The organism is Psychrobacillus sp. INOP01 (assembly GCF_018140925.1).
Taxonomy (GTDB): Bacteria; Bacillota; Bacilli; order Bacillales_A; family Planococcaceae; genus Psychrobacillus.
The window spans coordinates 3,751,297-3,775,461 of record NZ_CP073315.1 but is presented as its reverse complement, the minus strand read 5'-3'; the positions used below and the strand labels follow the sequence as shown (position 1 = coordinate 3,775,461).

Below are 24,165 nucleotides of genomic sequence, written 5' to 3'. Positions count from 1 at the left end.
CTAACGTTTACTAATTGGTGAATTATGACCTTTTCCCCATCATTTACACATGTTTATATTTGTACTTAGGCATTATCTATTGCCTACATAAAAGTAAAATCCTCGTAGATTCTAGCAATTGTCCATTCAATAAATATTTGATTAATTAACCTCAACTAAGTTCACCTCATTTCTTGGAACTTGTAAAAGCAAACAAAACATCATTAGGTAACCTATTCTATGATTCTACTAACATCATTTACTGTCTTTTTTACATGAAATCGTCCCCAAGAGATTAATAAGCTCTTGAGGACGTTTTTTAGTAACAATAGTGTGTTAAGTTCAAAGCCTCTTACTCCAATAACTTTAGAATTGGAGTAATTAGGATGTTGCTTTACTCCTTCTTGAAGTAAAGCACCCGTTAGTAAAAAAAATACATACAAAATAATAATTACTATTTCAAAAAAATCTTGTACAAAGGCAAGAAAGTCTAAACAATCTGGACAAAAAAGTCTAAACTCCTTCTTCTTCAAATATTTTGAGACAAAAAAATCTAAACTAAAATTTCCTTTTTGGTTTCCACTGACTTACCGATTTACATGTAGGTTATAAAAGTAAACTTAACGCAATAAGAAATTCTAACATGCTATTGTTCTATGAGTAGATATTGTTCTATGAGTAAAACGCACTAATTCGGCTAGGGCATCCCATAAATAAGACCGTCTATGACTGCATCTGATTAATGCCATTAGAATTTATCACTTCCGCTATCTTTTGTGCCAGTATAATTTTATATGTGGAAGCAGCCAAACAAGAATAGAAACTTGAAGATGACGATACACTGTCGTCATCTTCGGAAATTGGTGGATTAAATATTTCGTTCCTCACACTCGAAAGGTTCTTCGCACGAGAAAACTTCATGGAAAAATCCCTTATACGGGATATCTTCTTCGAGGCATTTTATGCTATATGACAACTCCTCATCGCACTTCAGCTCTTCACCGTTGTTCCGCATGACCTCGACTGCATCTATAATATTTTCCATGAGGGTAATTTGGATAAATAAGGACAAATTATTCAACATCGAATCTTCGATTTTGGTCTCAGATGTGTATCCCTCGAGTACTGTTTTGAAATAATCATCCATAAAGTCTTTTCGTTTAACAGCATCTGGTTCGAATTGTATCCAGCCCAATCCGAGCATCCAGACATTCGCCAAGTCATACATATACCAACAGAAACAAGAGTTATCGAAATCAAATACAGTGATTTGTCCGGTATCAAAGTCAATCATATAATTACCATCATTGTAATCAAAATGTACCATACCGAAAGACTCAGAATTCTTGTCCAATCCTTCTAAGGTTTTAAGAAGCTCTACCATCTTCTCCTTAAGCAGTGGTAACGTACCCGGTATCAGATTATCGATATACTCGACATTGTATTTATCAAAGAAACTATACCGGCGATGAACAGGAGCATAGCCTTTCGACAATTGGTGCAGCTTCCCGAGAACTTTACCGCAGTTATAATAGTATTCCGTAATAGGAACTCCTTCGCGATACTGATAATGATTTTCTACAAGCATTTTTCCCCTAGCCTTTTCGAACAGGCAGACAAAAAAGGTGTGATTATTATGAGTGATCTCTTCCAGTAGATTCCCCTTCCGGGAGCTGATCACATTCGAGACACTACCGCCATGATCGAATAAATATTGGATATATTCAACTTCTCCCAACAATTCCTCTCGGCTCCTGTCATTTAAATAGGCGATTCTGAGTATTTTTGCACTAGCGCCCTCTTTCTCACAGTTATAAACGACATTCCGCCCTCCGGCATGAGCATTAATTAGACTTGTTACATAGCCTTCCAACTCGTACAACTCTGATACTAGTGGACTTAAATAAGCTTCGTATATTTCAGCAACTTCATTATGATTCATAATTAATATCTCCTCCAACTGACTTCATTTTCACCCAAGGCGGGTGTTTGTCTATATTGCTATATTTCAAGGCTCATGTTTAAGAAACTTAACTTATAAACTTACCTTCAGGTCTTAGCTCTTAAAGAAAAAGGAATGCTTTCCAATCATTTTACTGAAATAGAAATGCTAGATGGCGTTCGTCCAGACCTAATTAAATCATTGAGAGATGAGAATCTTAAGACACAGGTGTACGTTACATATGGAACAGAGTGGTACTTATATCTTGCACATCGTATTGCAGAGCACCCACCAAACTTGTATACGTTTGTATCTGATATGATAGAGTCAAAAAACTTGCAACCCTCTCTCTATGAATAAAAAATAGTAATATTAAAGGCAGATTGTCTAATCTGCCTTTTTTAATGCTTTTGTCTATAACGTCCCTTTATGTGTCAAATACGACCATAAAACTTCTCCTTCTCTTATTGAACTAACCTACACCGTTAGTTTAACATTTCACAATGGATTTCTGAGAACTACTTGATGTTTCGGACGTAAAAACATACCATCGAAATGTTGGTCTTGTTTAACTAAAGCACCCGTTAGTTTAAGTGTAAACCTTCACAAACTTGTTCTTATTTTAACCTAAATATTCAGTTGACGTGAATTTAATTTTAATCAGATGTAGGGTAGGTGTCACCATACCATTTTACTATAAATCAACCTTTTCCTTTAACATAGCCTAAGAAAAAAAGACACGACCCAATAATTTCGGATCGTATCTTATAAACTAGGCTTTTTGTTTTTTACGAATTGGATTTTGTAATACAAGTATGCTATTACATTAAGCAAATATTTTAATTAGAATAAATTGTTTTTTTGTTATACTCAATATATTTAGTGAAAAAAGCACCCATATATCGAGTAGCTTTCATTGCAAAAGGCACTAACTTAATACCTATAACCAATATAATACAACTTAGAATTGTTTGAATAATATCAAATTCTTGTATACCCATCTGGTTTACTGCTACCAAAATAATTGGTGATAAAACAAACGAAACAACAACCGTCCACAAAGAAAACAATAGTGCAACTAACGCTATCGCAACTCCCGAAAATAGGACAAGATTAAAAAATATTACGCCAAACAATGCAAAATAATTAATTCTTCCCATAAATATCCCTCCAACCTTCAGAAAATTTTTCATTGGTAAATAGTTTCTTTTTTCTCTTATTTTCATTATACTCAAATTTTCCCAGTATAAATCAGACTGTAGACCGATTTTACATTCCTTTTTTACCTATTCTAAAAGAAACTCGGTTTGTCTCGGAAGCTAATAACCCTGAAACCGCTTAAGCATCCAAGTGAGCCTAAGTCTTGAATAACTAACCACTGCTTATAAACTGCTCCTAACTATAGTCCATAATTCGCTTTAATCGCTTAAGGATATCTATCTAACTTTGTTCTAAATTATCAGTCTTTATTACAAAGCTACTGTTCAGTGTCATCATTAAGAAAAAAGGCGTTTATTAAACAATCGCGCCCGATTGTGGAAGATCTTTTTCTATCGAATAGTATCGTTGTACTGCGCAGCTGGAAAGTTGTTCTTCTTAAAGATAAGCGCCCTACAGATCAAAAAGAGATAGTGGGTTAATCCTTTACATCTTCCTTGCATATTTCACTAACTAGCTGCCTTAACGCGGTGTTTTCTTTATTTTTCTGTCCAAGCCTATTACAATTTTCATATTGAGGCTTTGAATTCCTTTATTTTTTGCATTAAACCCTAATAAATTTTTAAGAGGTAACTAATTATTATTTCGTTTGTTAACTTCAATCGTAATGAACTCCGGCAAATAGCTGGGAGTACAACCTTTTGCTACTATTTCATCTTTGTAAAGACCCGTTTTCTCACCAAGTTTAATACAACGTGCACGATTCTTTTCATCATAAACGCCTATCCAGCCTGCGGTGAAATTCATAGCCCATTGAACTTCGGGTTCTTCCTGCGTAATATTAGCTTCTACTGCAGATAGCAAGTCTGCGGTGTTATCAGGCGGTGTTTGTCCAGTCCATCTCAATCGCCCTTGATAATACCAGAAAGCTCGCCTTTGAAGAGCAGAAGGACTATTTTCCCATGACACCATCAATGCAATTTTCTTCTTGTCTTTGGTGAGCTGATTAGCCATTAACCAATCCATTAAGTTATTTCGCTCATCAAAAGTGTGAGTCTGCATATCATTATCAAGCTTATTTAGCACATCTTGTGAAAGAAATTTTTTGTCCATAATTAAGATTGCTAATAGTCTGGGCAAAAACTCTTCGGTTGACCAAAGTTCCATAGCTAGTTCGTGATCTTTTTTAATGTCCTTCGCGATTTTTCGTAAGTCGCCTAGCTTAGTTTTACTATTGATCTGATGTAGAATGTTTTCTGCTTTTGAAGAGCGTTTTATTTCTGTATCTTTTTTTTCATCCATTTTATACAACTCCTTTATTAAAGTACTGTTTCATAATATGTCCTTGACGGGATATATCAAGAACTTAATTTCGTTATAAGTCTTATTGCAGTGGTGTGCCCCCAAAGTTTACCTTTTTTAAAATTGTAGCATATATCGTATTAAAGCTTTCTCCACCTATGATAGAAGAGCAACCATCTTTAATATAATAATAACATTTACTTCCTTTTAATTGGATACGAAAAGAGCATTCCTTTTTAAAGAAACGCCCCCGTTAGTTGAATATTCGACGACCGAAATTTATTTATCACGTTATAAAATCATACTTCTATTTTTTATAAATTCGAGTATCAAAAAATGAAAAACATCAATACTCCTATACCTAAACTACTAAATAATCCTTCTGTCTGTTTATGAAATGTTTGAACATCTAACTTGTAAAGTAGGATTGTTGCTATTGACAAGATAAGTGTATTTACGAAAAATGCAACTAACCTTGCCAGCCATTTCTTATGTTCTTCATTTTTAATAACCCAATAGAAATTTGAGTAGAAACGAGTAAGGAAAATACAAAAATAATGATAAACACTATATTCAAAGCCACCCCATCTTTTCCTAGTCTGTTACTTGATATTAACTACTTCGATGTCCTTCCAAATTTACCTGCTTCTTAAACTAACCTGCCGCGTTAGTTTAATAAAAAAAGCTACCCTACAGGCAGCCACTTGTTTAACTAAAGCACCCGTTAGTGAAAAAAATCGCGATAAAATAGCAGGTTAATAATTTACCGATTTATTACGTGCTTCTTTATTTCCAAATTTCCTCATAAAGAAAAAAGTAAAAGCAAGAATTACACCCACAATTATTCCAATTACACTTAAGTTTATTCCTGCACCAGTTGTAATACCATCTGCACGAAAAGAACCATTAGCATATATCGATACGAGAACAATAATAAAACCAATCCATTCAAAAATCTTATTACTCAGCATTTCAAATCTCCCCCTTATATACAAATTATAACATGATTCAAATTTTTCAAATAATTACACTTACTAAACCAAACCCTTATTCAACTTAACTGCTACGTTAGTTTAAAAAGAAAAAAGGCTTTACCCCTTCTTGAAGTAAAGCACCAATTAGTTGAATAACTATTCATACCCACCTTTGGACTCCGGGAGTGATTTATATTCACTCTTGGTTTTAATTATATTAAAGACATAATTTCTCAACTCAATTAGCTGTTTTGCATCGTTCGTTGGTTCGCAGTATTCCTCTGAAAATAAATGTCTTATCGTTTCACCGTTGATTATAATTTTCCACTCATCTTCTCCGTGCGGTTCTGCCATACAAGTCGTTCCGTTTATAGGTTCAGGTGTAAATTCCTTCTTTTCGGCTATATTAATTTCTAGCATTTTCTCATAAATATCTTTCATTTCTTCTTCTGTTAAGATAAACTCTGTTGTCGCAGTACCATCTGCTATTAAATCCTTGGTCACCGTTCCTTCAAAAGTACTAATTTCATTCTTTTTTTGAACACCGAACTGAATAGAAAAATCAAAATCGGAAGGCATATCTATTGGCATATTTTGAGTATTAGAGTTGGCTACATTTTTAGAAATCTCGTTGTCGAGTTCCTCCTCTTTACCGCTTTGTTGACAGCTCAATAGCCCTATTGACAAAAATATTAAAAATAAAATTAGGCTAAGTTTTTTAATATCGTCACTCCTTTTATAAATGGACAGAATTTCGTAGTTTTCGTTTCAATAAATCTTGTGGTAATTTGTTCAACAACCCTCTACTTTAGTTCAATAAGACAAAAGGCTTTACACCTTCTTGAAGTAAAGCACCCGTTAGTTGAATTAGAACTAAAGGCGTTGAGATTAATTAACACTTTTTTATATCTCCAAAAGTAATTTTCATGCTGGGTGCGTATATTAAAGAGGAATCCATGTTAAAAACTTGTGAAAACAGTAGTTCAGCTTCAAATTGTTCCTGTGCTTCCTTTAATGTAACCCCTCGGTTTGTCAAACTTTCAATAAACCAGTCTTTATTTACAGGTTCTCCACCTACTCCATCTTCTTTAAGCGAATAAAACAATTTTTTCTTATCTTGTTGATTCTTATCTGAATAGAGGAAGTTAACTTTATCACTGATTCTGCACTCAATGTTCTTCACGCCCAATTCAGATAGATATTTAGATACTTTTGCTCCAATATTTCCATCATTTGTACTCTCTTCGAATAATAGTATATAAAGTCAAAAACCCAAGAAACATAGCCCTACTACTAATATTTGGACTTGAAAAAAGTTTAGAAAAAACTTTCAATAACAACACTCCACTCTAGTGATTTACTTGATGTTGACTTTGTTTAACCTGCTGCGTTAGTAAAAACACATACTATGTCTATAATTCTATTAAATTGGCAATAATCCTTTTAATATTACTATTTTAGGGGGAATGAAATTGTTACTGTCAAAAGCATGGGCTTCGTTTGAAGCGGATAAGCGAATAGAAGGCTTTTCTCCACAAACGGTGAAGGCTTACCAGTTACAGTCTTTGCTACTAATCGGCTATTTTAAGGATGTAGAGATGGAATTACAGGATACAAATCAACTGAAGGAATATCTATCTATATCCGGCAAGCATTTAAAACCGGCCAGTCTTGCACATCGTATCCGCTTTTTGAAGTCATTTTTTCGTTGGTCTCATGAAGAAGGCTACTGAGTAAGAATCCAACTTCCAAAATTAAATTTGTCAGCAATAACTTGATATGACATCCCATATGTATTTAGGAAGGGGCTGAGATAAGAATCTATAAAGTAGGGTCCGTATACCTCCGCTACATACTTATCCAACTCTTTGTTCACTTCTTTATTATTCACAACAGTCGTATATTTAGGATTCCATATTAGCTCCATAAATTCCTCATCTGGACCAGTGAATTGAAGCTCAAGCACTTTTTTAATTACTTCATTATTCGTGTCTTCTACATCAAATTTTGAACAAGCAGATATTAAAAAACAAGACATTATCAACATCAAACTTAAAAACATAATGGTTTTTGTTTTGTTAATACTTTTTACCATTACAACACTCCCCTTTTAATGGTAAAAAGTATTGAAACCATTTAGGATCCAGATTAGTAGGACTATTACATGTTCAATTAACCTGTCTCTTCAGTTCAATAAGAAAAAAAGTCTATACTCCTTATGGAAGTAAAGCACCCGTTAGTTTAAGTACATTTATTCACATACTTATAAAACTACTTTTTTAAGGCTGTTTGTATCCATTAAAAGAACTTCACTGTTAGTATTTCTCGATCTTTGTTTTTATTTTCATTTTTATTTGTTCTTCGCTAGTTGTTTCTGTTTCTGTTTCAGAAATATTCTTAATAGAATCTTCAACTATTTGTTGAATCAACGTATCATCAATTTTTGCATCCTTTGGGAAACCTACTGAAATTGTTAATTCATCAGTACCACCATCTACCATTATTGTTAGTGAATCACTTTCAAGTTCCGTTTGCTCTGTAATAGATACTATTATTTCATTTTTTAATTCAGATATTAAATTTGATATTCCATCATTCTCCACGTTTCCTTGAGAAACTACTACTTCCTGCTCGCTTTCTAATACCTCGGTTTTATTACATCCAACTAACAAGATTGAAGAAAATACAATTCCTGAAATTATAGCTTTTTTCACCACTTCTAAATTCCCCTCTCAAAATAAATTGCACATTCCACAATAAGTTTAACGTTATATATTGGTAATAGATCCAAATTTAATAATAATATTCTTCAACTAAACTGCTTCGTTAGTTTAAGTGTAACATTTCACTATGGATCGCCGAAATATACTTGATGTTTTGGACGTAAAAAACAAGACCATCGAAATATGGTCTTGTTAAACTAAAGCACCCGTTAGTTGAAGAAGTCTACATTGACAGCCAATCATTTTCTTTTACATTGTAATCTTTCATAGCACTCTCTTTTGCTTCCTTAAATGTATTATAAACTGTGTCTCCTAATACTTCCCATTCTGCATCACAAGAGAATATGTAAAACTCTTCACTTCCTTCATACTGGCAAATAGCAATAGCAGTAATAGATAATTCATCAATTATCTCTTTTAAATCGTTGATTGTTCCAACTATCCCATATTGATTAGAAACATAATTTGAAGTGATAAGGTGATGTGAGAGGATCAGAGGTAAATAGGTGCCTTAAAAGGCACAATACTGAAACCTATTTTTTACCGTAAACTAGCATGTTGGATCCTTATTTAGAATGTTATATTGTCACACCATTAACATTTGTCAGTATCGTCCTCTTTTTACCTAGAGTACAATCAAGTGATATGTAATCAAATTGTCCACTGAATGGAGATTGCTATTACATAGAAAAAAAGAGAAAGGGAGACGACTACATGAAAAAATTATCCAGCCTATTTCTAATATTGTTACTCCTCAATTTACAATGGGGAAATATATCGGTATATGGCGCAGCAAATAGTGAAACAGATTTTGTAACGGAAACAAATGCTACAGGCGTTACCATTACAGATTACAATGGAATAACAACAGACGTCATCATTCCAGCCACAATTAAAGGTCAAGATGTGACGAGTATAAGGGATTCTGCCTTTTTTAATAATCAGCTAACGAGTGTGATAATCCCAGAGAACGTCACGTATATAGGGAATTATGCCTTTGATAAAAATAAGCTAAAGAATGTGACAATACCACAGAGCGTCACGGTTATAGGGGGTCTTGCTTTTTCTAATAATCAACTAACAAGTGTAACGATACCACCAAACGTCAGTATTATAGGGTTTGCTGCCTTTGCTAATAATCAGCTAACGAGTGTGACGATTCCAAAGGGCAACGCAATTGTGGGGGATGAAGTCTTTGCTAATAATCAGCTAACGAGTGTAACGATTCCAACAGACATGACGGTAATACCGTCAAGAACCTTTGCTAATAATCAACTAACGAGTGTGACGATTCCAGCAGGAGTCACTTATATAGGGAACGGTGCCTTTGAGAATAATCAGTTAAATCAAGTTGAATTTAATGGACAAGTTTCAAATATTGGTAAAGATGTTTTTAGTTATCAAGTGAAACGGGGTAATACTTTTAGTGGATGGTTCGAGAACTCATCGTATACGAGACCCTGGACAAATACTGTTCCATCGCCTATGACAATCTATGCGAAATGGAATCTTGTCCCTACAGGCATTGTTCTATCACCAAAAACTGGGCAATTAACAGTAGGGGATACGCAAAACTACCAACTAGTGGAAAACTATATAGATGGGAGCAGTCAAGACCAAACGGCAAACACAACATTTGCAGTAAGTGACTCAACCATCGCCATAATGCAAAATAATGTATTAACAGCGATTGCGCCAGGCATTGTAACGGTAACGGCAACCTATGGAACTACATATGATACGGCGACGATTACGGTGAATGCGCCTCCTGTCACAACAACAGGCACTGTTCTATCACCAAAAACAGGACAATTAACCGTAGGAAGCACGCAAAGCTTCCAACTAATAGAAAATTTTTCAACTGGGACAAGTGAAGATAGAACGGCAAATACAACCTTTACAGTAAGCAACCCAACCATCGCGACAATGCTGGGAAATGAATTAACAGCAATTGCACCAGGAACAGTAACTGTAACAGGAACCTATGGTAGTACATCCGACACGGCAATGATTACAGTGAATGCGCCTCCTGTCACAACAACAGGCATTGTTCTATCACCAAAAACAGGACAATTAACCGTAAGAGGCACGCAAAGCTTCCAACTAGTAGAAAATTTTTCAGATGGGACAAGTGAAGATAGAACGGCAAATACAACCTTTAAAGTAAGCAACCCAACCATCGCGACAATGCAGGGAAATGAATTAACAGCAATTGCACCAGGAACAGTAACTGTAACAGGAACCTATGGTAGTACATCCAACACGGCAACGATTACGGTGAATGCACCACCAGAGCCGACACCGGTACCACAGCCAGTAGAGCCAACGCCATCACATGCTATAGACATTATTCGTACTGTGGAACAAGGTATCGTGAAGTATCGAGCAGACGTATTATTGGAGAATGTCCAAGCACAAGTACAACAAATGGCCAATAAAGATGCACGAACAATTCGCCTCGTATACCCAGCAGAAACAGCTACGGCAGAGGCCTATTTGAATCTTTCAAGAAATGCAGGTTTATTTTTAAATAATCAACATACGAATTTCTTCATGCATACAGCGTTAGCACAATTGATGATGCCGTCAACATCATTTGATGGCGTGAAAGAAGATGTATTCTACCGTATTGTGCCAGTCAAGGCTCAACAAGAAACGATTCATACGAATGCGCTAAAAAATGAACAAATCCAACAAGCGATGCCGAATAGAGCTGTTATTTCAATAATGGGGACACCCGTTACGATTGAAACAAATATGCAAAATCGACCAGTAACAGTCACCTTACCCATTCCGGTAGAGACAACAGAGGAACAAATGGCTTCACTTGTTGTCTATATTGAGCATAGTGATGGGACAACCGAAGTAAAACGTGGGCGTATTGTTGAATTTGAACCGGGCGTGAAAGGGTTCCAGTTTGAAGTCGAACATTTCTCCACATTTAGCTTAGTTTATGCTTCAGAGGTGAAGCGATTTGCCCCCTACATTCAAGGTTACCCAGATGGCACATTTAAACCAAATGCTTCGGTAACACGTGCCCAAATGGCAACGATGTTAGCGCGTTTCTTAACAAATGGTGACATTCCAACAACAACGAATAGTTCTTTTGAGGATACAACCAATCACCCTTCAAAAGATGCGATTGAAGTGGTGATGCAAGTAGGTTTATTTAATGACACAACTAAAACGACATTCCATCCAAATGGCACGATTACACGCGCACAAATGGCAAGTGTAGTGGCTCATTGGATCGAAACCGAATGTGCACAGGATCCATTAAAAATAATCTGTCATGCCTCTGGAAAAGGCAAATCATATACAGACGTCTCGTCCAATCATTGGGCTGCAAGAGCAATCGAACAAGTGAGTACATGGGGGATTATGACGGGGAATAGTGAAACGACATTTAATCCAAACGTTTCTTTAACACGGGCACAAGCCGTGAAAGTACTCAATCAATTATTCGAACGTCCGGCTTTAGAAGACATTACCATGTCTACATTTAGCGATGTCCCTTCTACACATTGGGCTAAAAGAGAAATCGAAGAAGCTGCAACAGAAAGAATAGTCAAAAAATAAAAAGAAACTACACATGTCCGGCTTGCGAGGATGCCGCCGTTACATGTGTAGTTTTTTATTGGGATCTTTTCTAGCTGTAGAAAAATCAGTTTTACAAAACGAAGAGTTTTAATCCATCTTTTTTATAAAAAGTATTATCAAACAAAATACTTTTTATAACCAAATACCACCTGGAAAAGAGAGGGGAAAAGTCGATATTAATGGCATCATTAACGAAAAGAGAAAACCTTCCGTTCATGTTTGCTGTCTTCATTACCTGTTTACTATCCTTTATAGGTATTGTTCTTTCTATTATATTCTTCAATAAGAAAGAAATATAAGCTGGCCAAGGTTGAAAAGATTTAAGGCAAGCAAAGGTGGCAAGACGTTCTGGATAAGCCCCCATTATCTAACATGGAATTATCACCAAGAATTATTAATCAGCTACTGATTTCAGCACTTAAAAAAAGATGTGCTTTTTTGGGGCATTCTTTTTCCTATAATTATTTAAAGACTATTCAACTAACCTGCTGCGTTAGTTCAATAAGAAAAAGGCTTTACTCCTTATTAAGTAAAGCACCCGTTTGTTTAATTACATTTCTTCACATACTAAAAAATTAGAAAGTAACAAAGAGTCGTACTCTCATTTTAATTAACATTACTTATTTGATTTCCTCAGCCAACTCCAAAATAATTCCCTCTGGACCACGAACGTAGCATAATTTATAACTTTTTTCATATTTCTGTATCTCACTAAATATTTCCGTACCCTTCTTTTTCAATTTGGCAACAACAGCTTCAATATCTTCAACAGTAAATGCAATATGTCGGATACCCAGTGTATTTGCAAAGGTTTGCTGAATATCTTTTTCATCTGACGGTGAATAAAATTTGATTAGCTCTATCCATGTCTGACCGTCTGGCGTTCCCAATCCTACACACGCTACTTTAGCGTCATTAAGCCCAACTGCATATCCCATCAACTCTCCTTCCATTTCCCATTCCCCTTTCACCTCAAGTCCAAAATCGAGAAAAAACTCTTTAGCGGCAGAGAGATCATTTACGATTACACCCACATGATCTATTTTTTGGATCTTCAAATTTCATACCTCCTATGTTCCTGTTATTTTGCAAAATCCTGTTTTCAAATTCTAGTATTAACAAAGGGACGATTAATATAATAATAATAAGATAAATGTATTGCCAGTGAAAAAAAGAATCATTTCACTAATTTTGTATCAAATTATTTTTAAATTCCTTCCTCATTTCCCTAACGGTTATACTTTCCACCTATTTTTCTCAATGTTCCCCTTTGAATATTGAACAATACTGACCGTTAGAACAATAAGAAAAAAGGCTTAACCTTTCTTGAAGTAAAGCACCCGTTAGCCATCCATGCAGCAAAAAAACGCTGCACCACTAAGGATGAAAATTGTCTCAGAACGTGTATAGATTAGTTTGGCTGGCGAAGAAGGTCGATGAACTATGGTGCCATTGAGCGCATCCGTTAGTCTGACTCCAACGACCACGGTGCATCACAGACTGTCGCACTCTATACGAGTAGCACTCATGAGAGATTAATCTTCCTCTGGTTATGCACCAGCCTTGCCTTTGTTCTAAGAAGAATGGAGTTGGTTCCTGATTTAACTTTCAGCTTAATATAATCATTCTGAAGGCACAGCCTTTTTTATAAAAGCTATTTTTGAATATCTTTTGTGATGCAATTTTATAGATTATGAGCGTTTTTTAATTTTCATGGGAGTTTAAGTGTATAAATTCACAAACATCATCATTTAATTGATTTTATTTTATGATGAATAAATCTGGATGGACTTTTAACAATTTTGAAAGAAATAATAGTTGAGGAAAAGGTGTTAAAAATAAATCTCTATTTATAATTCCCTTTAATATCGCTTTTCCATTTTGTTTAATAAAATCATTTAAAGTAATTTTATTATTACAGATAAAATGAACATCTTCTGGAGTTAGTAGTAGAAGTCCATTAGTTTCTGAAGAGGGATTTGGTTCATTTTCAGAGTAGGAAAGATACATTATTGATAAAGATTCCTGCTCATTTCCTTTAACTAAAATTGGAGCTATTTCCTCGCATAACCGTAGTATGGAAGGCTCATTTCCCCACTCACTCATATGATAAGTTATTGGAGAATTTATTGGAGTTATTTTCATTGAAGCCTCTTCAAAAACTTCACGCCTAGCTGTCTCTAATGCCGTTTCTTCAAATTCTTTATGCCCACCAAGTCTAACTACTCCAAGTTTATCTGCCGCTTCTGTAGGGCCAACCTGAAAAATAAACAGCCCTCGATATAAAACGTAAGCACCCGACGTTTTTACATCTTGATTAATATTAATGTCAGTCACTCCCCTAAAATAATTTAATGTTTGTTAATTGATAAGAATACTAATCTTCAATGTTTAAATTCCATTCTCGTTTATTATTTCCTCTTTCACTAAACCTGCAGCGTTAGTTCAATAAGAAAAAGCTACTCTAACAAGCAGCCACTTGTATAACTAATGCACCGGTTAGTAGAAAATTCAATGGATACCTTTCTCTCTTTCATTCAAATAACTTTCATACGCTACTTGAACTTTGTTCTTTTTAGGTGAACTGTCAAGGCTCTTGTGTATGTCGTTTAGTAAATATAGTCCTCTAAACAAACAACCTACAATAATTCCAAAAGCAATAACTCCAGCTATGTATGTACCAAAAAAAAGTAGTACAAAGCCTAAAATAGTACTTAGAACAATTGATAAAACTAAATACATAATACTTCCTCCCTATGATTACATTAAATCCTTATTCAACTAAACTGCTGCGTTAGTTCAAGAAGATACTTTTAATCTTTTATCTCAATCTTTTTTGCTCTAGCTTGAGCAGGATTAGATTCCTCAATACCACCATCAATCCATACATCCACTTTGTAACCTTTCCTTAAGTTACTGGTACCTTCATAACTTAAGTAGAAAAGAGAAATACTTTCATTATCCAACTCTTGAAGCGTTTTATATTTAAGTGTTTCATATTGTTCTGAAGTCATGCCTTCTGCAACCAAAATTCTACCTTCATCTACTTCAAGTATATAACCTTCTATTTTTAACTCATCCTCTTTCGTTGTGGTTCTATTTTCTGCACATCCAGTTATTAAGAGAATAAAACTCAACAAGATCAAAATTGTACAAAAATACCGTAAAAGTTTCATTTTATACCTCCTACAAATAGACATTTTATCAAAGAAACGTTTTCCTTTATTAAACTAAACTGCAGCTTTAGTTCAATAAGAAAATAGAGTTGCCTAAGCAACCCTAAGTTCTTGAACTAAATCACCCGTTAGTTTAAGTGCAATCCTTCACAATCTTATATCCTGATCATTTAATAACAAAGATGCTGCCTAAATTACGCGGTAGGTCTTTAACTCAAGCATTCTTAATTTGCAATTGAAAGTCCTCACTTAGTTATTAATGATCTCAATAATTTTTTGTTGAGCATCTTTAGCTTCTGGGATTGGCATTACAACAAACACATGATTCATTTTTGGATATACAAATGTATCGCTCTCAATTCCTTGCTCTGTTAGTTTTTCATCAAGTTTTATAGCATCTGGATATAATCCTTCGTGTGTTCCAATAAAGTGAGTGATTTTCCCAAGTCCTTTAAAGTTACCGTAGATAGGACTAATTAATGGGTCATCTATGTTCTTATCTGCTGCCCAAATCTTTGTAATCACTTCCATTCCTCCAATAGCCAACATTGGGTCCTTTTTTTCATATTCAGGTATAAGGGGGTTATCAAGCCCCATATCAACACAGGCAGATAGCAAAATGATATCTTTTGGTTGAGGTATATTATTCGTCTTTAAAAGATGTGCCAAACCAAGTGAAATATTTCCACCTGCCGAATCCCCCATTATGGTCAATTGTTTAGGACTTTCAACGGTTCCAAGAATTTCATTATATAGGTTTAAGAGTTTTGGGTAGGTGTGCTGATAATTAAAATTAGGTACTTTAGGATAAATAGGAGCAATAATTTTTGCATTTAATGATTGAGCCATTTTATCCATGAACCTCCAGTGAAAAATTAAAGGTTGATTAGTCCAGGCACCTCCATGTATATAGAGAATTACTTTTTGATTCAAAGATTTTTGGTCATTTAATGTGAAAACCTTCATGTCCTCAAGTACTTGCTCCTTAATATCGCTGGAAAATTTAGCATTCCCTATAGCGTATGGCTTAATATTTTCAGTTCCCCTTTTTTTTACGAACTGTGAGGTGTTTTCAATAGTAGAAAAACCCTTTTTTGTATTTCGCAAAGTTAAATATTTTTCAAAAAGATAACTTTGCATAGAACGTTTTTTACTGTAAATTTGTAAACTCATTTTTATATCCCCTTTCACAAACCCCTTTTTTATTGATCATTCTGTTCAGTTTATGAAATAACGTAGATAGTTATTTTTCTCTTCATCAGAAGTTTTTTAACAAGTTTGAAAGCATGTTCTGAATAGAACGTAGAATTTTAATCTTCTTTTCAAGTTGTTATTCACAACAGCCTTTAAAACACTAATCCTAATGTTAATTTACATATATTAACTTATTCGATACCATTTCAAAATACTCCTTCTTTAACTAAACTGCTGCGTTAGTTCAATAAAAAAGAGTTGCCTAAGCAACCCCTTGATTTTAATCTAAAGCAATCGTTAGTTTAAGTGTATACTTTCTCAATCATCCCATCTATTAAGAAAGAAAAAAGAGCTGCAAAACAGCTCCTCAATGATCTAAAATTAAATTCATTTTTTCAAAACTGGAATCCAAATTTCACTCTTCACAGATGGTGAAGTTAAATCTTTGGTTTTAATCGACAATATTTCTGGTCCTTCAGTTACTTGATAATTGGATGAAGGGAACCACTCAGAATAAATCCTTCCCCAAGTTTCCTGTATCGTACTAGGAAAAGGTCCCGTTGATTCAAATATCGCCCATGTTAAGGCAGGAACTTCAAGTTTTGAAAATTTTTCGGGGCATTCTTGTGTTGTTGCCACTCCAATATACTGATCAAGCTCTCCTTTTTCTTCCATGCGTCCTTCAGAAAAGTTAGTAGAGGCTTGAATCATCCCTTTAGGTTCAATATTAGAGAGTTTTTTTAATTGATCTATTTTATCCAAAGTCAAAGATTTCCACATTGCTGTAATTTCTGTGTTTTCTCCTTCAAAAATAATTGGAACTCTTTTCTTGATACCAATTATGTTAAATGCCTCTTTTTGTTCGACCTGGTAATTCATTTCATTTCCTCCTCTTATTGATAATTGAAAGGTCATTAGTGGAAATGCTTTTAATTGATGTCCATTGTTTCTTGCTTCTGATGGTGTTACACCATGTAAATTTTGAAAAGCTCTAGTAAAAGAGTCCGGTGAGTTGTATCCATATTTAATCGCAACATCGATTACCTTTACGTCACTATTATTAAGCTCAAATGCTGCCAAACTAAGTCGTCTACGACGGATGTATTCTGATAATGTAATACTAGCAAGGAAAGAAAACATCCTTTTAAAATGATATTCAGAACAATGCGCTATACTTGCCACTATTTTAAAATCTATTTCGTTAGTAAGGTTTTCATCTATATACTTCATTGCATCATTCATGTTCTTAAGCAAATCCATTCCATGACCTCCTTCATTGATAGAATAGCAGGAGTTGAATCTATCCACCCTACATTTTGTGCACAGTTATGCAGGATTAATCTTTTCTTTGACTAAACTGACGCTTTTAAGTTCAATAAGAAAAAAGCTTTACTCCTTCTTGAAGTAAAGCACCCTTAGTGAAAATGCCTATAGGTGGTAATTCTAAAACCATTCTATACTCTAATTCAAATTGAAAAATTCCGAAATGATTTCTGCACTTCCAGGAGAAAACATAAATATTGAAAAGGAAATACATAATAATCCTACAAATACCAAGCTAAATTTTTTATTCCCAAGTAGCCCCTTAGCTACTAAAAATAATCCCATGAATAATATTAAGAAATACCAAAAGCCCATTCTCTCACCCCTTCGCTTAACTTAATATAATGACGTTTTCGTTCACCTTAAGTTCTGCCTCTTTGCTTTTGTATTGATGAAACAAATTTTCCGTTTTTTAAAAATTCCGTTCTTACTTATTGAACTAAACTGCTGCGTTATTTAAGGTTAACATTTGACACTGGATCGCCGAAATCTACTTGTTGTTTTGGACATAAAAATAGACCATCAAATTGATGGTCTTGTTTAACTAAAGCACCCGTTAGTTGAAGAAGCATTTTTGTAAATTGCTCGTACCGCACATTCAAGAGTCGAAATAACATTTTTTAATTAAGAGATTTTAATCACCAAACGCAAATGTTATTTCTGTTTCGCAAACTAATGTCCCATCAACCGTAGCTATACCTTTGCCTTTTCCAATAGGTCCTTTTAATCGAGTGATTTCAACCTCAAGACGGAGTTGGTCTCCTGGTTTTACTTGCTGTTTAAAACGACATTTATCTATTCCAACTAATAACCCTAATCTCCCCTGGTTTCCTTCTTTAGTTAGCATCACAACTGCACTTACTTGAGCTAATGCCTCAACAATTAATACACCTGGCATAACAGGGTACTTGGGAAAATGCCCGTTAAAGAAATCCTCATTTGCTGTTACATTTTTTAAACCAACCGCTCTTTTTCCTTCTTCTAATTCCAAAATCCTATCCACTAATAGAAATGGATATCGATGTCTAATTATTTCCTTAATTTTTTGAGCATCTAACATCATTTAATCCCCCATAACAAAATTATTAAGTCTATTTAATTAATTTTATCACTTGGTATTAATAGTTGATACTATAAAATAGACCTTATCCAACTAACCTGCTGTTTTAGTGGAAAAGTTAATTATTTATATAGACAAACTCATAGAAACTGTTCTTATGTTAAAGCCCATTTTTTCGTAAAGTTTAATAGCTGTATTCCCTACAAACGCACTAAGACGAACTTCAGAGTATCCATCTTGTCTTAGATGGTCAATTGCAGTTCTCATTAGCCGCTTAGAAATTCCATTCCCTCTAAATTCTTCAATAACAAACAGTTCATAAATAAATCCATTCATCTTGTCAGTAAATTGGTCTTTACCTGCACCTAAAAGAATCCAGCCCATTAATTTTTCGTTATCTGTTGCTATTAAATAATAGCTTCCCTTTTCCAGTAGTGGTTCAATAAGACGTGTGATTTTTTCATTTGTAGGTTTTACTTCACCCAATGTGCCATCAAATATTGCTTCTGGGGAAAGTAAAATAACTTCTTTCAATTCAAAATCGCTAGGTTTTCTAATTTCCATTAATAAAGTCATTCCTTTCAATATACTTTGATATAGTCTAACGTTAAACTAAACTGTTGCTTTAGTTCAATAAGAAAAAAGGCATTACTCCTTCATGAAGTAAAGTCCCGTATGTTTAATAACACTTTAATTTCTAAACTCCATAAAATGACTTGAATTTAGATAAAGATTTCCCTTTGAAAATCCAATAGATGAATAAAATCTTTCAGCCTGTTCGGTATCTGTATGAAGAACCAAAATTTTATAGTATCTTTTTGCTTCGTCAACTATCCTTTTTAACAAAAGACTTCCTATACCGTTTCCCCTATACTCTTTACTGACATAAAACCTTCTGAGCCTGCCAATATATTGTTCATTTGAAAATGGGTCTCTATTTAATCCACCAATAGCAACAAGTACACCTTCTTCATTAAACACACCAAATAAACCTTCTCCAAAATGGTTGAAAGTATTACTGCCATTTTTATAATCATTTATTAATCTTTCTACAAAACGAAAACCTTCTTCTTTGCTTTGCTTTACTAAACTATCCAAATCAAAGTTCAACAGATTATTTATACGCTTTACCTCATATTTTTCCATATAATTCTCCTCTAATTACGTAATTGCTGTTAAACTATTCTGCTGCGTTAGTTCAAATAAGGAAAAAAGCTTTATTCCTTCTGGAAGTAAAGTACCCGTTAGCTCAATAAGAAATGGAGGAACTCAATTTAATTAAGTTCCTCCAGTACAATGAACATGAACAATTAAATCTATTTTCTCTTACACTCAAAATAGTATTCACTTGTTAGATTATTATAGATTTTTAATACAACTTCTCCATCAACTTCATTGCAGCGAGTACTTAATAAGTTAATTTCTTTAGTATTGAAATAACTATTGGCATGCGTTAGAAAAGACACTCCAAATAATGCGATAACTAAAATCCATAAAACATTTGTAAAATACTTTTTAAATATAGTTATTTTCAGGACACCCCCTTATTTCAAATGAGCTAATCCATTCCTTAACTTTAATACGTTTAAAATTAATGGAAGTTCCAAATATTTCAAAAGAAATAAAATTTCCCCTTATTCAACTAAACTGCAGCATTAGTTCAATAAGAAAAAAGAGTTGGCTAAGCTATCCTTGATCTTTAACTCAGACACTATGTTAGTTTAAGTGCAATAGTTCACAATCTTTTAGTGAGTTCCAGCATAGCAGTACATTAGAGCAAAGATAAAAATAAACGTTAAGACTGCTCCTAAAACATTTGGGTTATGAGTGCTTTTTCCGTTCTATAGGTTCTTTAAAAAAGTAGTAAAATTTAAAAACCATAAAACGCCTAATAATGGTATGACAAGCCAAAGCATAAATATCATAAATTAGTCCTCTCCTTCCCATTAACAAGCTGTTATTCAACTAACTTAGCGTTAGTTCTATAACAAAAAAGAGTTACTTATTCAACCCAAGATTTTTATAATGCTAACTTTTCATTAAAAACCCAAATAACATCATTTATTTGGATGTCCATTCATATTGAATATCTGGTAAATTTTCTTCATTTTCATTTCCTCTATTTATGATTTTAAAGCCATGGTTTTCATAAAACCGTTGTGCTTTTTCATTTACTTCAAATGTGTACAATGTTAATTTCCTACTTGATTGTGCTTTTGCTTTATCTAGTAATGTCCGACCTATACCGATTCCTTGATACTCTAGATGAATATATAGTTGGTTTATTTCACTATCGTTATAGGCAATCATTCCAACAACTTCTTCATCCATTAAGGCTAAATCTATTTGAAACTGTTCTGGTAATATATGATTTAAAAAATAAACGTGATTTTCAAAGTCGTGAATTTCTTTTTGGCCAATAGCCTGTTCCTTACTTTCTCGCCACATGTCCACTGTTTGTTCTGCATATTTGGAGTTATATGGAGTAATTCTGATTTTATATTGTTTCATGCTATGCCTCCTTTGAACTTTTTAGGATATCTTTTCTAAATACGCACCCGGTACTTGAATAGGAAAATGTTAATGTGGTTGCATCTATTCTCTCTTGCAATTTCCTCTATACTATCTAATAATTGCTTTCCGTATCCTTTATCTCTAAGTAATTCATAACCCATAAGAAATTAATATGTAGGTAGTACAAAAAATTCGCCCCTGTAATGCTTCCTAAAAGATACCACTAAAGCCTGTAACAACAACGATAAGTATTAAACTATAGGTGGTGTATAGAGGGATATAGCAAGATTTTCACTTGACAGAAGTCTTCAAAAGATGTAGTGTGAATTAGCTTTGTGAAATTATATTAAAATTATTTTTACCAAATTATTCTTAAGAATGAATAATAGATTTATAGGAAGGTGATAAAATGCAAAGTTTAATTAATAAAAAAGCTGCTTTTTTAAGTAAGTTTTCTAGTCTATATTTATTAGCCACTTTCATGTTATGGATTAAAACATATATCACACAAGTAACTCAATTTAACTTAGGAGTAGAAGGATTCCTTCAACAATTTCTTTTATTGTTAAATCCACTTGGCTCTGCTTTGTTATTTCTTGGAGTTCCTTTCATTTTCAAAGGACGGGGAAAATATACTTTACTTGTGGTAATTTACACTCTTATGTCCATTCTTTTATATGCAAATGTAGTTTATTATAGATTTTTTAGTGACTTTATTACATTACCAACGATTACTCAAACGCAGAACTTTGGAGACTTAGGCGGCAGTGTTATTTCATTGTTAAAACCCTACGATATTTTGTTCTTTGTTGATGTATTTTTATTAATTTACTTATGTTTATCTAAAAAAATTCAAAAAGATACTAGTAGAATTGGATACAGACAAGCAATTGTAGGAATTGTTTTTGTAATAGGAATCTCTGCTTTAAATTTAGGACTAGCTAACGTTGATCGTCCACAGTTATTAACTCGTGGTTTTGATAGAAACTATATTGTTAAGTATTTAGGAATGTATAACTATACTATTTATGACGCTACAGAAACTATTAAGGCGTCTTCACAACGGGTTTTAGCTGATAGCGATGATATGACAGAAGTTATAAACTATACAAAATCTAACTATGCAGAATCTAACCCAGAATATTTTGGTGCAGCAAAAGAAATGAACGTCATCTATATTCATTTGGAGTCATTCCAAAACTTTTTGATTAACTATGAATTAAACGGTGAAGAAGTAACGCCATTTTTAAATTCATTAACTAAAGATCCAAACACACTATACTTTGATAACTTCTTCCATCAAACAGCTCAAGGTAAAACTTCGGATGCGGAGTTTATGCTTGAAAACTCTTTATTTGGTTTACCGCAAGGATCTGCATATATTACAAAAGGTCAGAATGCGTATCAATCAGCTCCCGCCATCTTAAAAGAGGATGGTTATACATCAGCTGTATTCCACGGTAATAACGGAACTTTTTGGAATCGTAACGAGATTTATAAATCATTCGGCTATGACCATTTCTTTGATGCCAATTATTATGACACTACTTCTGAGGAAGATATGGCTGAATATGGCTTGTTGGATAAGCCATTCTTTGAACAATCATTAGATTATATAAATGCTCTACCTCAACCTTTCTATTCAAAATTTATTACGGTTGGGAACCATTATCCTTATAAAATGGATCAAAACTTAACAACAATTAGTAAAGCTAATACTGGTGATGCAAGTGTAGATGATTATTTCCAGACTGCTCGTTATGCTGATGAGGCAATTGAACAGTTTATTGGTGAATTACAACAGTCGGGCTTATACGATAACAGTATGCTTGTTTTTTATGGTGACCATTATGGTATTTCAGAAAATCATAATAAAGCTATGGAACAAATAATTGGAAAAGAAATTACACCTTACGAAAGTACAAATTTACAACGTGTACCGTTAATTATTCACGTTCCTGGAATGCAAGGTGGAGTCAATCATACTTATGGAGGGCAAATAGACCTTCTTCCAACCTTATTACATTTACTAGGAATTGATTCACAAAATTATGTTCACTTTGGTACTGACTTACTCTCAATAGAGCATAATGATGTAGTAACGTTTAGAAATGGTGATTTTGTTAGTCCTACTATCTACTCAATTAATGAGAAATTCTATGATGCAACAACTGGTTTGACTCTAGATGATACTCAATTAGAAAAAGCGAATGAGTATAAGAAAGAAGTAGATAACAAATTACAATTATCTGATAAAGTTGTAAATGGTGACCTATTGAGATTCTATACACCGGCGGGTTTTACTAAAGTTGATCCTTCTCAGTATAATTATAATAAGGATATAACAGAAAAAACTGATAACGAAAAAAATAATTAATTTGAAGAAGTGTGTGGCCGCATACACTCCACACATTGCAAAGCATAACGATTAAAGGACTAATTCCCGAAGAGGAATTGGTTCTTTTTTTCTTGTTGTTCTAAAGTTAGTCTTGTTTAACTTATGATCTCAAGCACCCGTTTGTGAAAAAGTATTATATATATAACTTCACACTTTGAATAAACTCATAAACAAAATATCCTGCAAAACCAATTAATAAAATCCCCGATACTATTGTTAACCATTTAATCATATTTCGATTTAGTGCTTTTCTTGTAATGGATATAATTGCGAGTAATCCAATATCATGTAACAATATTCCACTTAAAATTCCTAATGCAACAATGAAAAAGTGACTTTCATCGCTTGCATAATTTTTTGCAAGTACTACTCCAAATACATTCACCCAAAAAACAAGATTACCTGGAGATACAGCCACAAGAAGGCCATTCTTATAAGAACTAAAAAAAGACTTCGTTACTCTTTCTCCGGATAAAGTGATATCCTTATCAGCATTTTTTATAGAATCGTAACCTAAGTACACTAAAAATACTGCTCCAATAAGCCACATTGGAATTTGAATAATAGGTAACGCCAAGATAGAAGCAAGTCCTGTTGATAGCAAAATGATTAGCGTAAAATCAATTGTCATACCACCTAACCCTACTGCCCATCCATGTATAAATCCATTTTTCAACCCTTGTTTTGTCATTTCGACAGTAATCGCCCCTACAGGCATTGCAATGGCAAGACCTACCATTACATAAGCAAGATACAAACTCACATAAACACTTCTTTCATTAGTAAAGATAGATAACCTCTTACGTCCGTTTATATGAATTA

The 24,165-nt window shown here is 33.8% G+C and carries 23 protein-coding genes and 1 pseudogene; 4 read left to right on the top strand and 20 right to left on the bottom strand.

Annotated features, from left to right (window positions below; all coding sequences use genetic code 11):
- Positions 1-847: 847 nt before the first annotated feature.
- On the bottom strand, positions 848-1,921 hold the full coding sequence (locus KD050_RS18385; RefSeq protein WP_211893755.1) for a phosphotransferase enzyme family protein: 1,074 nt from the start codon (positions 1,919-1,921) through the stop codon (positions 848-850).
- Positions 1,922-2,056: 135 nt separating this feature from the next.
- On the opposite strand from KD050_RS18385, the gene KD050_RS18380 reads away from it, so the two are divergent.
- Complete coding sequence (locus KD050_RS18380; protein ID WP_211893754.1) at positions 2,057-2,281, top strand: hypothetical protein; 225 nt, start codon at positions 2,057-2,059, stop codon at positions 2,279-2,281.
- A 479-nt stretch (positions 2,282-2,760) separates the two neighbouring features.
- Here KD050_RS18380 and KD050_RS18375 read toward each other — a convergent pair whose 3' ends face one another.
- The 5 genes and pseudogenes from KD050_RS18375 to KD050_RS18355 all read right to left on the bottom strand — a co-directional run.
- Complete coding sequence (locus KD050_RS18375; protein WP_211893753.1) at positions 2,761-3,081, bottom strand: DUF1700 domain-containing protein; 321 nt, start codon at positions 3,079-3,081, stop codon at positions 2,761-2,763.
- Positions 3,082-3,712: 631 nt separating this feature from the next.
- Positions 3,713-4,381, bottom strand: a complete 669-nt coding sequence (locus tag KD050_RS18370) for a DNA alkylation repair protein (RefSeq protein WP_211893752.1) — start codon at positions 4,379-4,381, stop codon at positions 3,713-3,715.
- Positions 4,382-5,136: 755 nt separating this feature from the next.
- On the bottom strand, positions 5,137-5,352 hold the full coding sequence (locus tag KD050_RS18365; protein WP_211893751.1) for a hypothetical protein: 216 nt from the start codon (positions 5,350-5,352) through the stop codon (positions 5,137-5,139).
- A 159-nt stretch (positions 5,353-5,511) separates the two neighbouring features.
- Entirely contained in the window at positions 5,512-6,027 is a 516-nt protein-coding gene (locus tag KD050_RS18360) for a hypothetical protein (protein WP_211893750.1), read from the bottom strand.
- 220 nt (positions 6,028-6,247) lie between these two features.
- A pseudogene (locus KD050_RS18355) lies at positions 6,248-6,607 on the bottom strand (class I SAM-dependent methyltransferase); the annotation flags it as partial.
- A gap of 220 nt (positions 6,608-6,827) precedes the next feature.
- Here KD050_RS18355 and KD050_RS18350 point away from each other — a divergent pair.
- On the top strand, positions 6,828-7,088 hold the full coding sequence (locus tag KD050_RS18350; protein WP_235753853.1) for a site-specific integrase: 261 nt from the start codon (positions 6,828-6,830) through the stop codon (positions 7,086-7,088).
- On the opposite strand, the gene KD050_RS21305 is transcribed toward KD050_RS18350, so the two are convergent.
- Together KD050_RS21305 and KD050_RS18345 are read right to left on the bottom strand one after the other, a co-directional pair.
- Complete coding sequence (locus KD050_RS21305) at positions 7,082-7,450, bottom strand: hypothetical protein (RefSeq protein ID WP_235753852.1); 369 nt, start codon at positions 7,448-7,450, stop codon at positions 7,082-7,084. The genes KD050_RS18350 and KD050_RS21305 overlap by 7 nt on opposite strands.
- A 220-nt stretch (positions 7,451-7,670) precedes the next feature.
- Positions 7,671-8,072: a topoisomerase gene (locus tag KD050_RS18345; RefSeq protein ID WP_235753851.1), complete on the bottom strand. Its 402-nt coding sequence runs from the start codon at positions 8,070-8,072 to the stop codon at positions 7,671-7,673.
- A gap of 720 nt (positions 8,073-8,792) precedes the next feature.
- Between KD050_RS18345 and KD050_RS18340 the strand changes: the two genes are divergently transcribed.
- On the top strand, positions 8,793-11,657 hold the full coding sequence (locus KD050_RS18340) for a leucine-rich repeat protein (RefSeq protein WP_211893748.1): 2,865 nt from the start codon (positions 8,793-8,795) through the stop codon (positions 11,655-11,657).
- Positions 11,658-12,298: 641 nt separating this feature from the next.
- Here the strand turns inward: KD050_RS18340 and KD050_RS18335 are convergent.
- From KD050_RS18335 to KD050_RS21570, 11 genes are all read right to left on the bottom strand, one after another.
- Positions 12,299-12,736, bottom strand: coding sequence for a VOC family protein (locus tag KD050_RS18335; RefSeq protein WP_211893747.1), 438 nt, complete (start codon positions 12,734-12,736; stop codon positions 12,299-12,301).
- Between the two features lie 703 nt (positions 12,737-13,439).
- Complete coding sequence (locus KD050_RS18330) at positions 13,440-14,006, bottom strand: NUDIX hydrolase (RefSeq protein WP_211896356.1); 567 nt, start codon at positions 14,004-14,006, stop codon at positions 13,440-13,442.
- Between the two features lie 183 nt (positions 14,007-14,189).
- Entirely contained in the window at positions 14,190-14,420 is a 231-nt protein-coding gene (locus tag KD050_RS18325; RefSeq protein WP_211893746.1) for a hypothetical protein, read from the bottom strand.
- Between the two features lie 71 nt (positions 14,421-14,491).
- On the bottom strand, positions 14,492-14,854 hold the full coding sequence (locus tag KD050_RS18320) for a YobA family protein (RefSeq protein WP_211893745.1): 363 nt from the start codon (positions 14,852-14,854) through the stop codon (positions 14,492-14,494).
- 249 nt (positions 14,855-15,103) lie between these two features.
- Positions 15,104-16,027 (bottom strand): alpha/beta hydrolase fold domain-containing protein, encoded by a 924-nt coding sequence (locus tag KD050_RS18315; protein WP_211893744.1) that lies wholly within the window; start codon positions 16,025-16,027, stop codon positions 15,104-15,106.
- A 408-nt stretch (positions 16,028-16,435) separates the two neighbouring features.
- Positions 16,436-17,308, bottom strand: coding sequence for an AraC family transcriptional regulator (locus KD050_RS18310; RefSeq protein ID WP_211893743.1), 873 nt, complete (start codon positions 17,306-17,308; stop codon positions 16,436-16,438).
- A gap of 697 nt (positions 17,309-18,005) precedes the next feature.
- Complete coding sequence (fabZ, locus tag KD050_RS18305; protein ID WP_211896355.1) at positions 18,006-18,431, bottom strand: 3-hydroxyacyl-ACP dehydratase FabZ; 426 nt, start codon at positions 18,429-18,431, stop codon at positions 18,006-18,008.
- Between the two features lie 126 nt (positions 18,432-18,557).
- A complete protein-coding gene (locus tag KD050_RS18300) occupies positions 18,558-18,995 on the bottom strand; it encodes a GNAT family N-acetyltransferase (protein ID WP_211893742.1) in 438 nt (145 codons plus the stop codon).
- A gap of 126 nt (positions 18,996-19,121) precedes the next feature.
- Entirely contained in the window at positions 19,122-19,577 is a 456-nt protein-coding gene (locus KD050_RS18295; protein WP_211893741.1) for a GNAT family N-acetyltransferase, read from the bottom strand.
- A gap of 915 nt (positions 19,578-20,492) precedes the next feature.
- Positions 20,493-20,942: a GNAT family N-acetyltransferase gene (locus KD050_RS18290; protein WP_211893740.1), complete on the bottom strand. Its 450-nt coding sequence runs from the start codon at positions 20,940-20,942 to the stop codon at positions 20,493-20,495.
- A gap of 35 nt (positions 20,943-20,977) precedes the next feature.
- A complete protein-coding gene (locus tag KD050_RS21570) occupies positions 20,978-21,106 on the bottom strand; it encodes a GNAT family N-acetyltransferase (protein ID WP_211893739.1) in 129 nt (42 codons plus the stop codon).
- Positions 21,107-21,354: 248 nt separating this feature from the next.
- On the opposite strand from KD050_RS21570, the gene KD050_RS18280 reads away from it, so the two are divergent.
- Positions 21,355-23,322 carry a lipoteichoic acid synthase gene (locus tag KD050_RS18280; protein ID WP_211893738.1) on the top strand — a complete coding sequence of 656 codons (1,968 nt, stop codon included), beginning with the start codon at positions 21,355-21,357 and terminating at the stop codon, positions 23,320-23,322.
- Positions 23,323-23,476: 154 nt separating this feature from the next.
- Here the strand turns inward: KD050_RS18280 and KD050_RS18275 are convergent, their stop codons facing one another.
- On the bottom strand, positions 23,477-24,106 hold the full coding sequence (locus KD050_RS18275) for a LysE family transporter (protein ID WP_211893737.1): 630 nt from the start codon (positions 24,104-24,106) through the stop codon (positions 23,477-23,479).
- Positions 24,107-24,165: the final 59 nt, after the last annotated feature.

Coding starts and splice junctions, on each gene's coding strand:
- KD050_RS18310 (WP_211893743.1), bottom strand. CDS start 17,308: ATGGATTTGCTTAAGAACATGAATGATGCAATGAAGTATATAGATGAA.
- KD050_RS18340 (WP_211893748.1), top strand. CDS start 8,793: ATGAAAAAATTATCCAGCCTATTTCTAATATTGTTACTCCTCAATTTA.
- KD050_RS18320 (WP_211893745.1), bottom strand. CDS start 14,854: ATGAAACTTTTACGGTATTTTTGTACAATTTTGATCTTGTTGAGTTTT.
- KD050_RS18370 (WP_211893752.1), bottom strand. CDS start 4,381: ATGGATGAAAAAAAAGATACAGAAATAAAACGCTCTTCAAAAGCAGAA.
- KD050_RS21305 (WP_235753852.1), bottom strand. CDS start 7,450: ATGGTAAAAAGTATTAACAAAACAAAAACCATTATGTTTTTAAGTTTG.
- KD050_RS18385 (WP_211893755.1), bottom strand. CDS start 1,921: ATGAATCATAATGAAGTTGCTGAAATATACGAAGCTTATTTAAGTCCA.
- KD050_RS21570 (WP_211893739.1), bottom strand. CDS start 21,106: ATGGGTTATGAATTACTTAGAGATAAAGGATACGGAAAGCAATTATTA.
- KD050_RS18375 (WP_211893753.1), bottom strand. CDS start 3,081: ATGGGAAGAATTAATTATTTTGCATTGTTTGGCGTAATATTTTTTAAT.
- KD050_RS18295 (WP_211893741.1), bottom strand. CDS start 19,577: ATGGAAAAATATGAGGTAAAGCGTATAAATAATCTGTTGAACTTTGAT.
- KD050_RS18380 (WP_211893754.1), top strand. CDS start 2,057: ATGCTTTCCAATCATTTTACTGAAATAGAAATGCTAGATGGCGTTCGT.
- KD050_RS18300 (WP_211893742.1), bottom strand. CDS start 18,995: ATGGAAATTAGAAAACCTAGCGATTTTGAATTGAAAGAAGTTATTTTA.
- KD050_RS18365 (WP_211893751.1), bottom strand. CDS start 5,352: ATGCTGAGTAATAAGATTTTTGAATGGATTGGTTTTATTATTGTTCTC.
- KD050_RS18290 (WP_211893740.1), bottom strand. CDS start 20,942: ATGAAACAATATAAAATCAGAATTACTCCATATAACTCCAAATATGCA.
- fabZ (WP_211896355.1), bottom strand. CDS start 18,431: ATGTTAGATGCTCAAAAAATTAAGGAAATAATTAGACATCGATATCCA.
- KD050_RS18315 (WP_211893744.1), bottom strand. CDS start 16,027: ATGAGTTTACAAATTTACAGTAAAAAACGTTCTATGCAAAGTTATCTT.
- KD050_RS18280 (WP_211893738.1), top strand. CDS start 21,355: ATGCAAAGTTTAATTAATAAAAAAGCTGCTTTTTTAAGTAAGTTTTCT.
- KD050_RS18325 (WP_211893746.1), bottom strand. CDS start 14,420: ATGTATTTAGTTTTATCAATTGTTCTAAGTACTATTTTAGGCTTTGTA.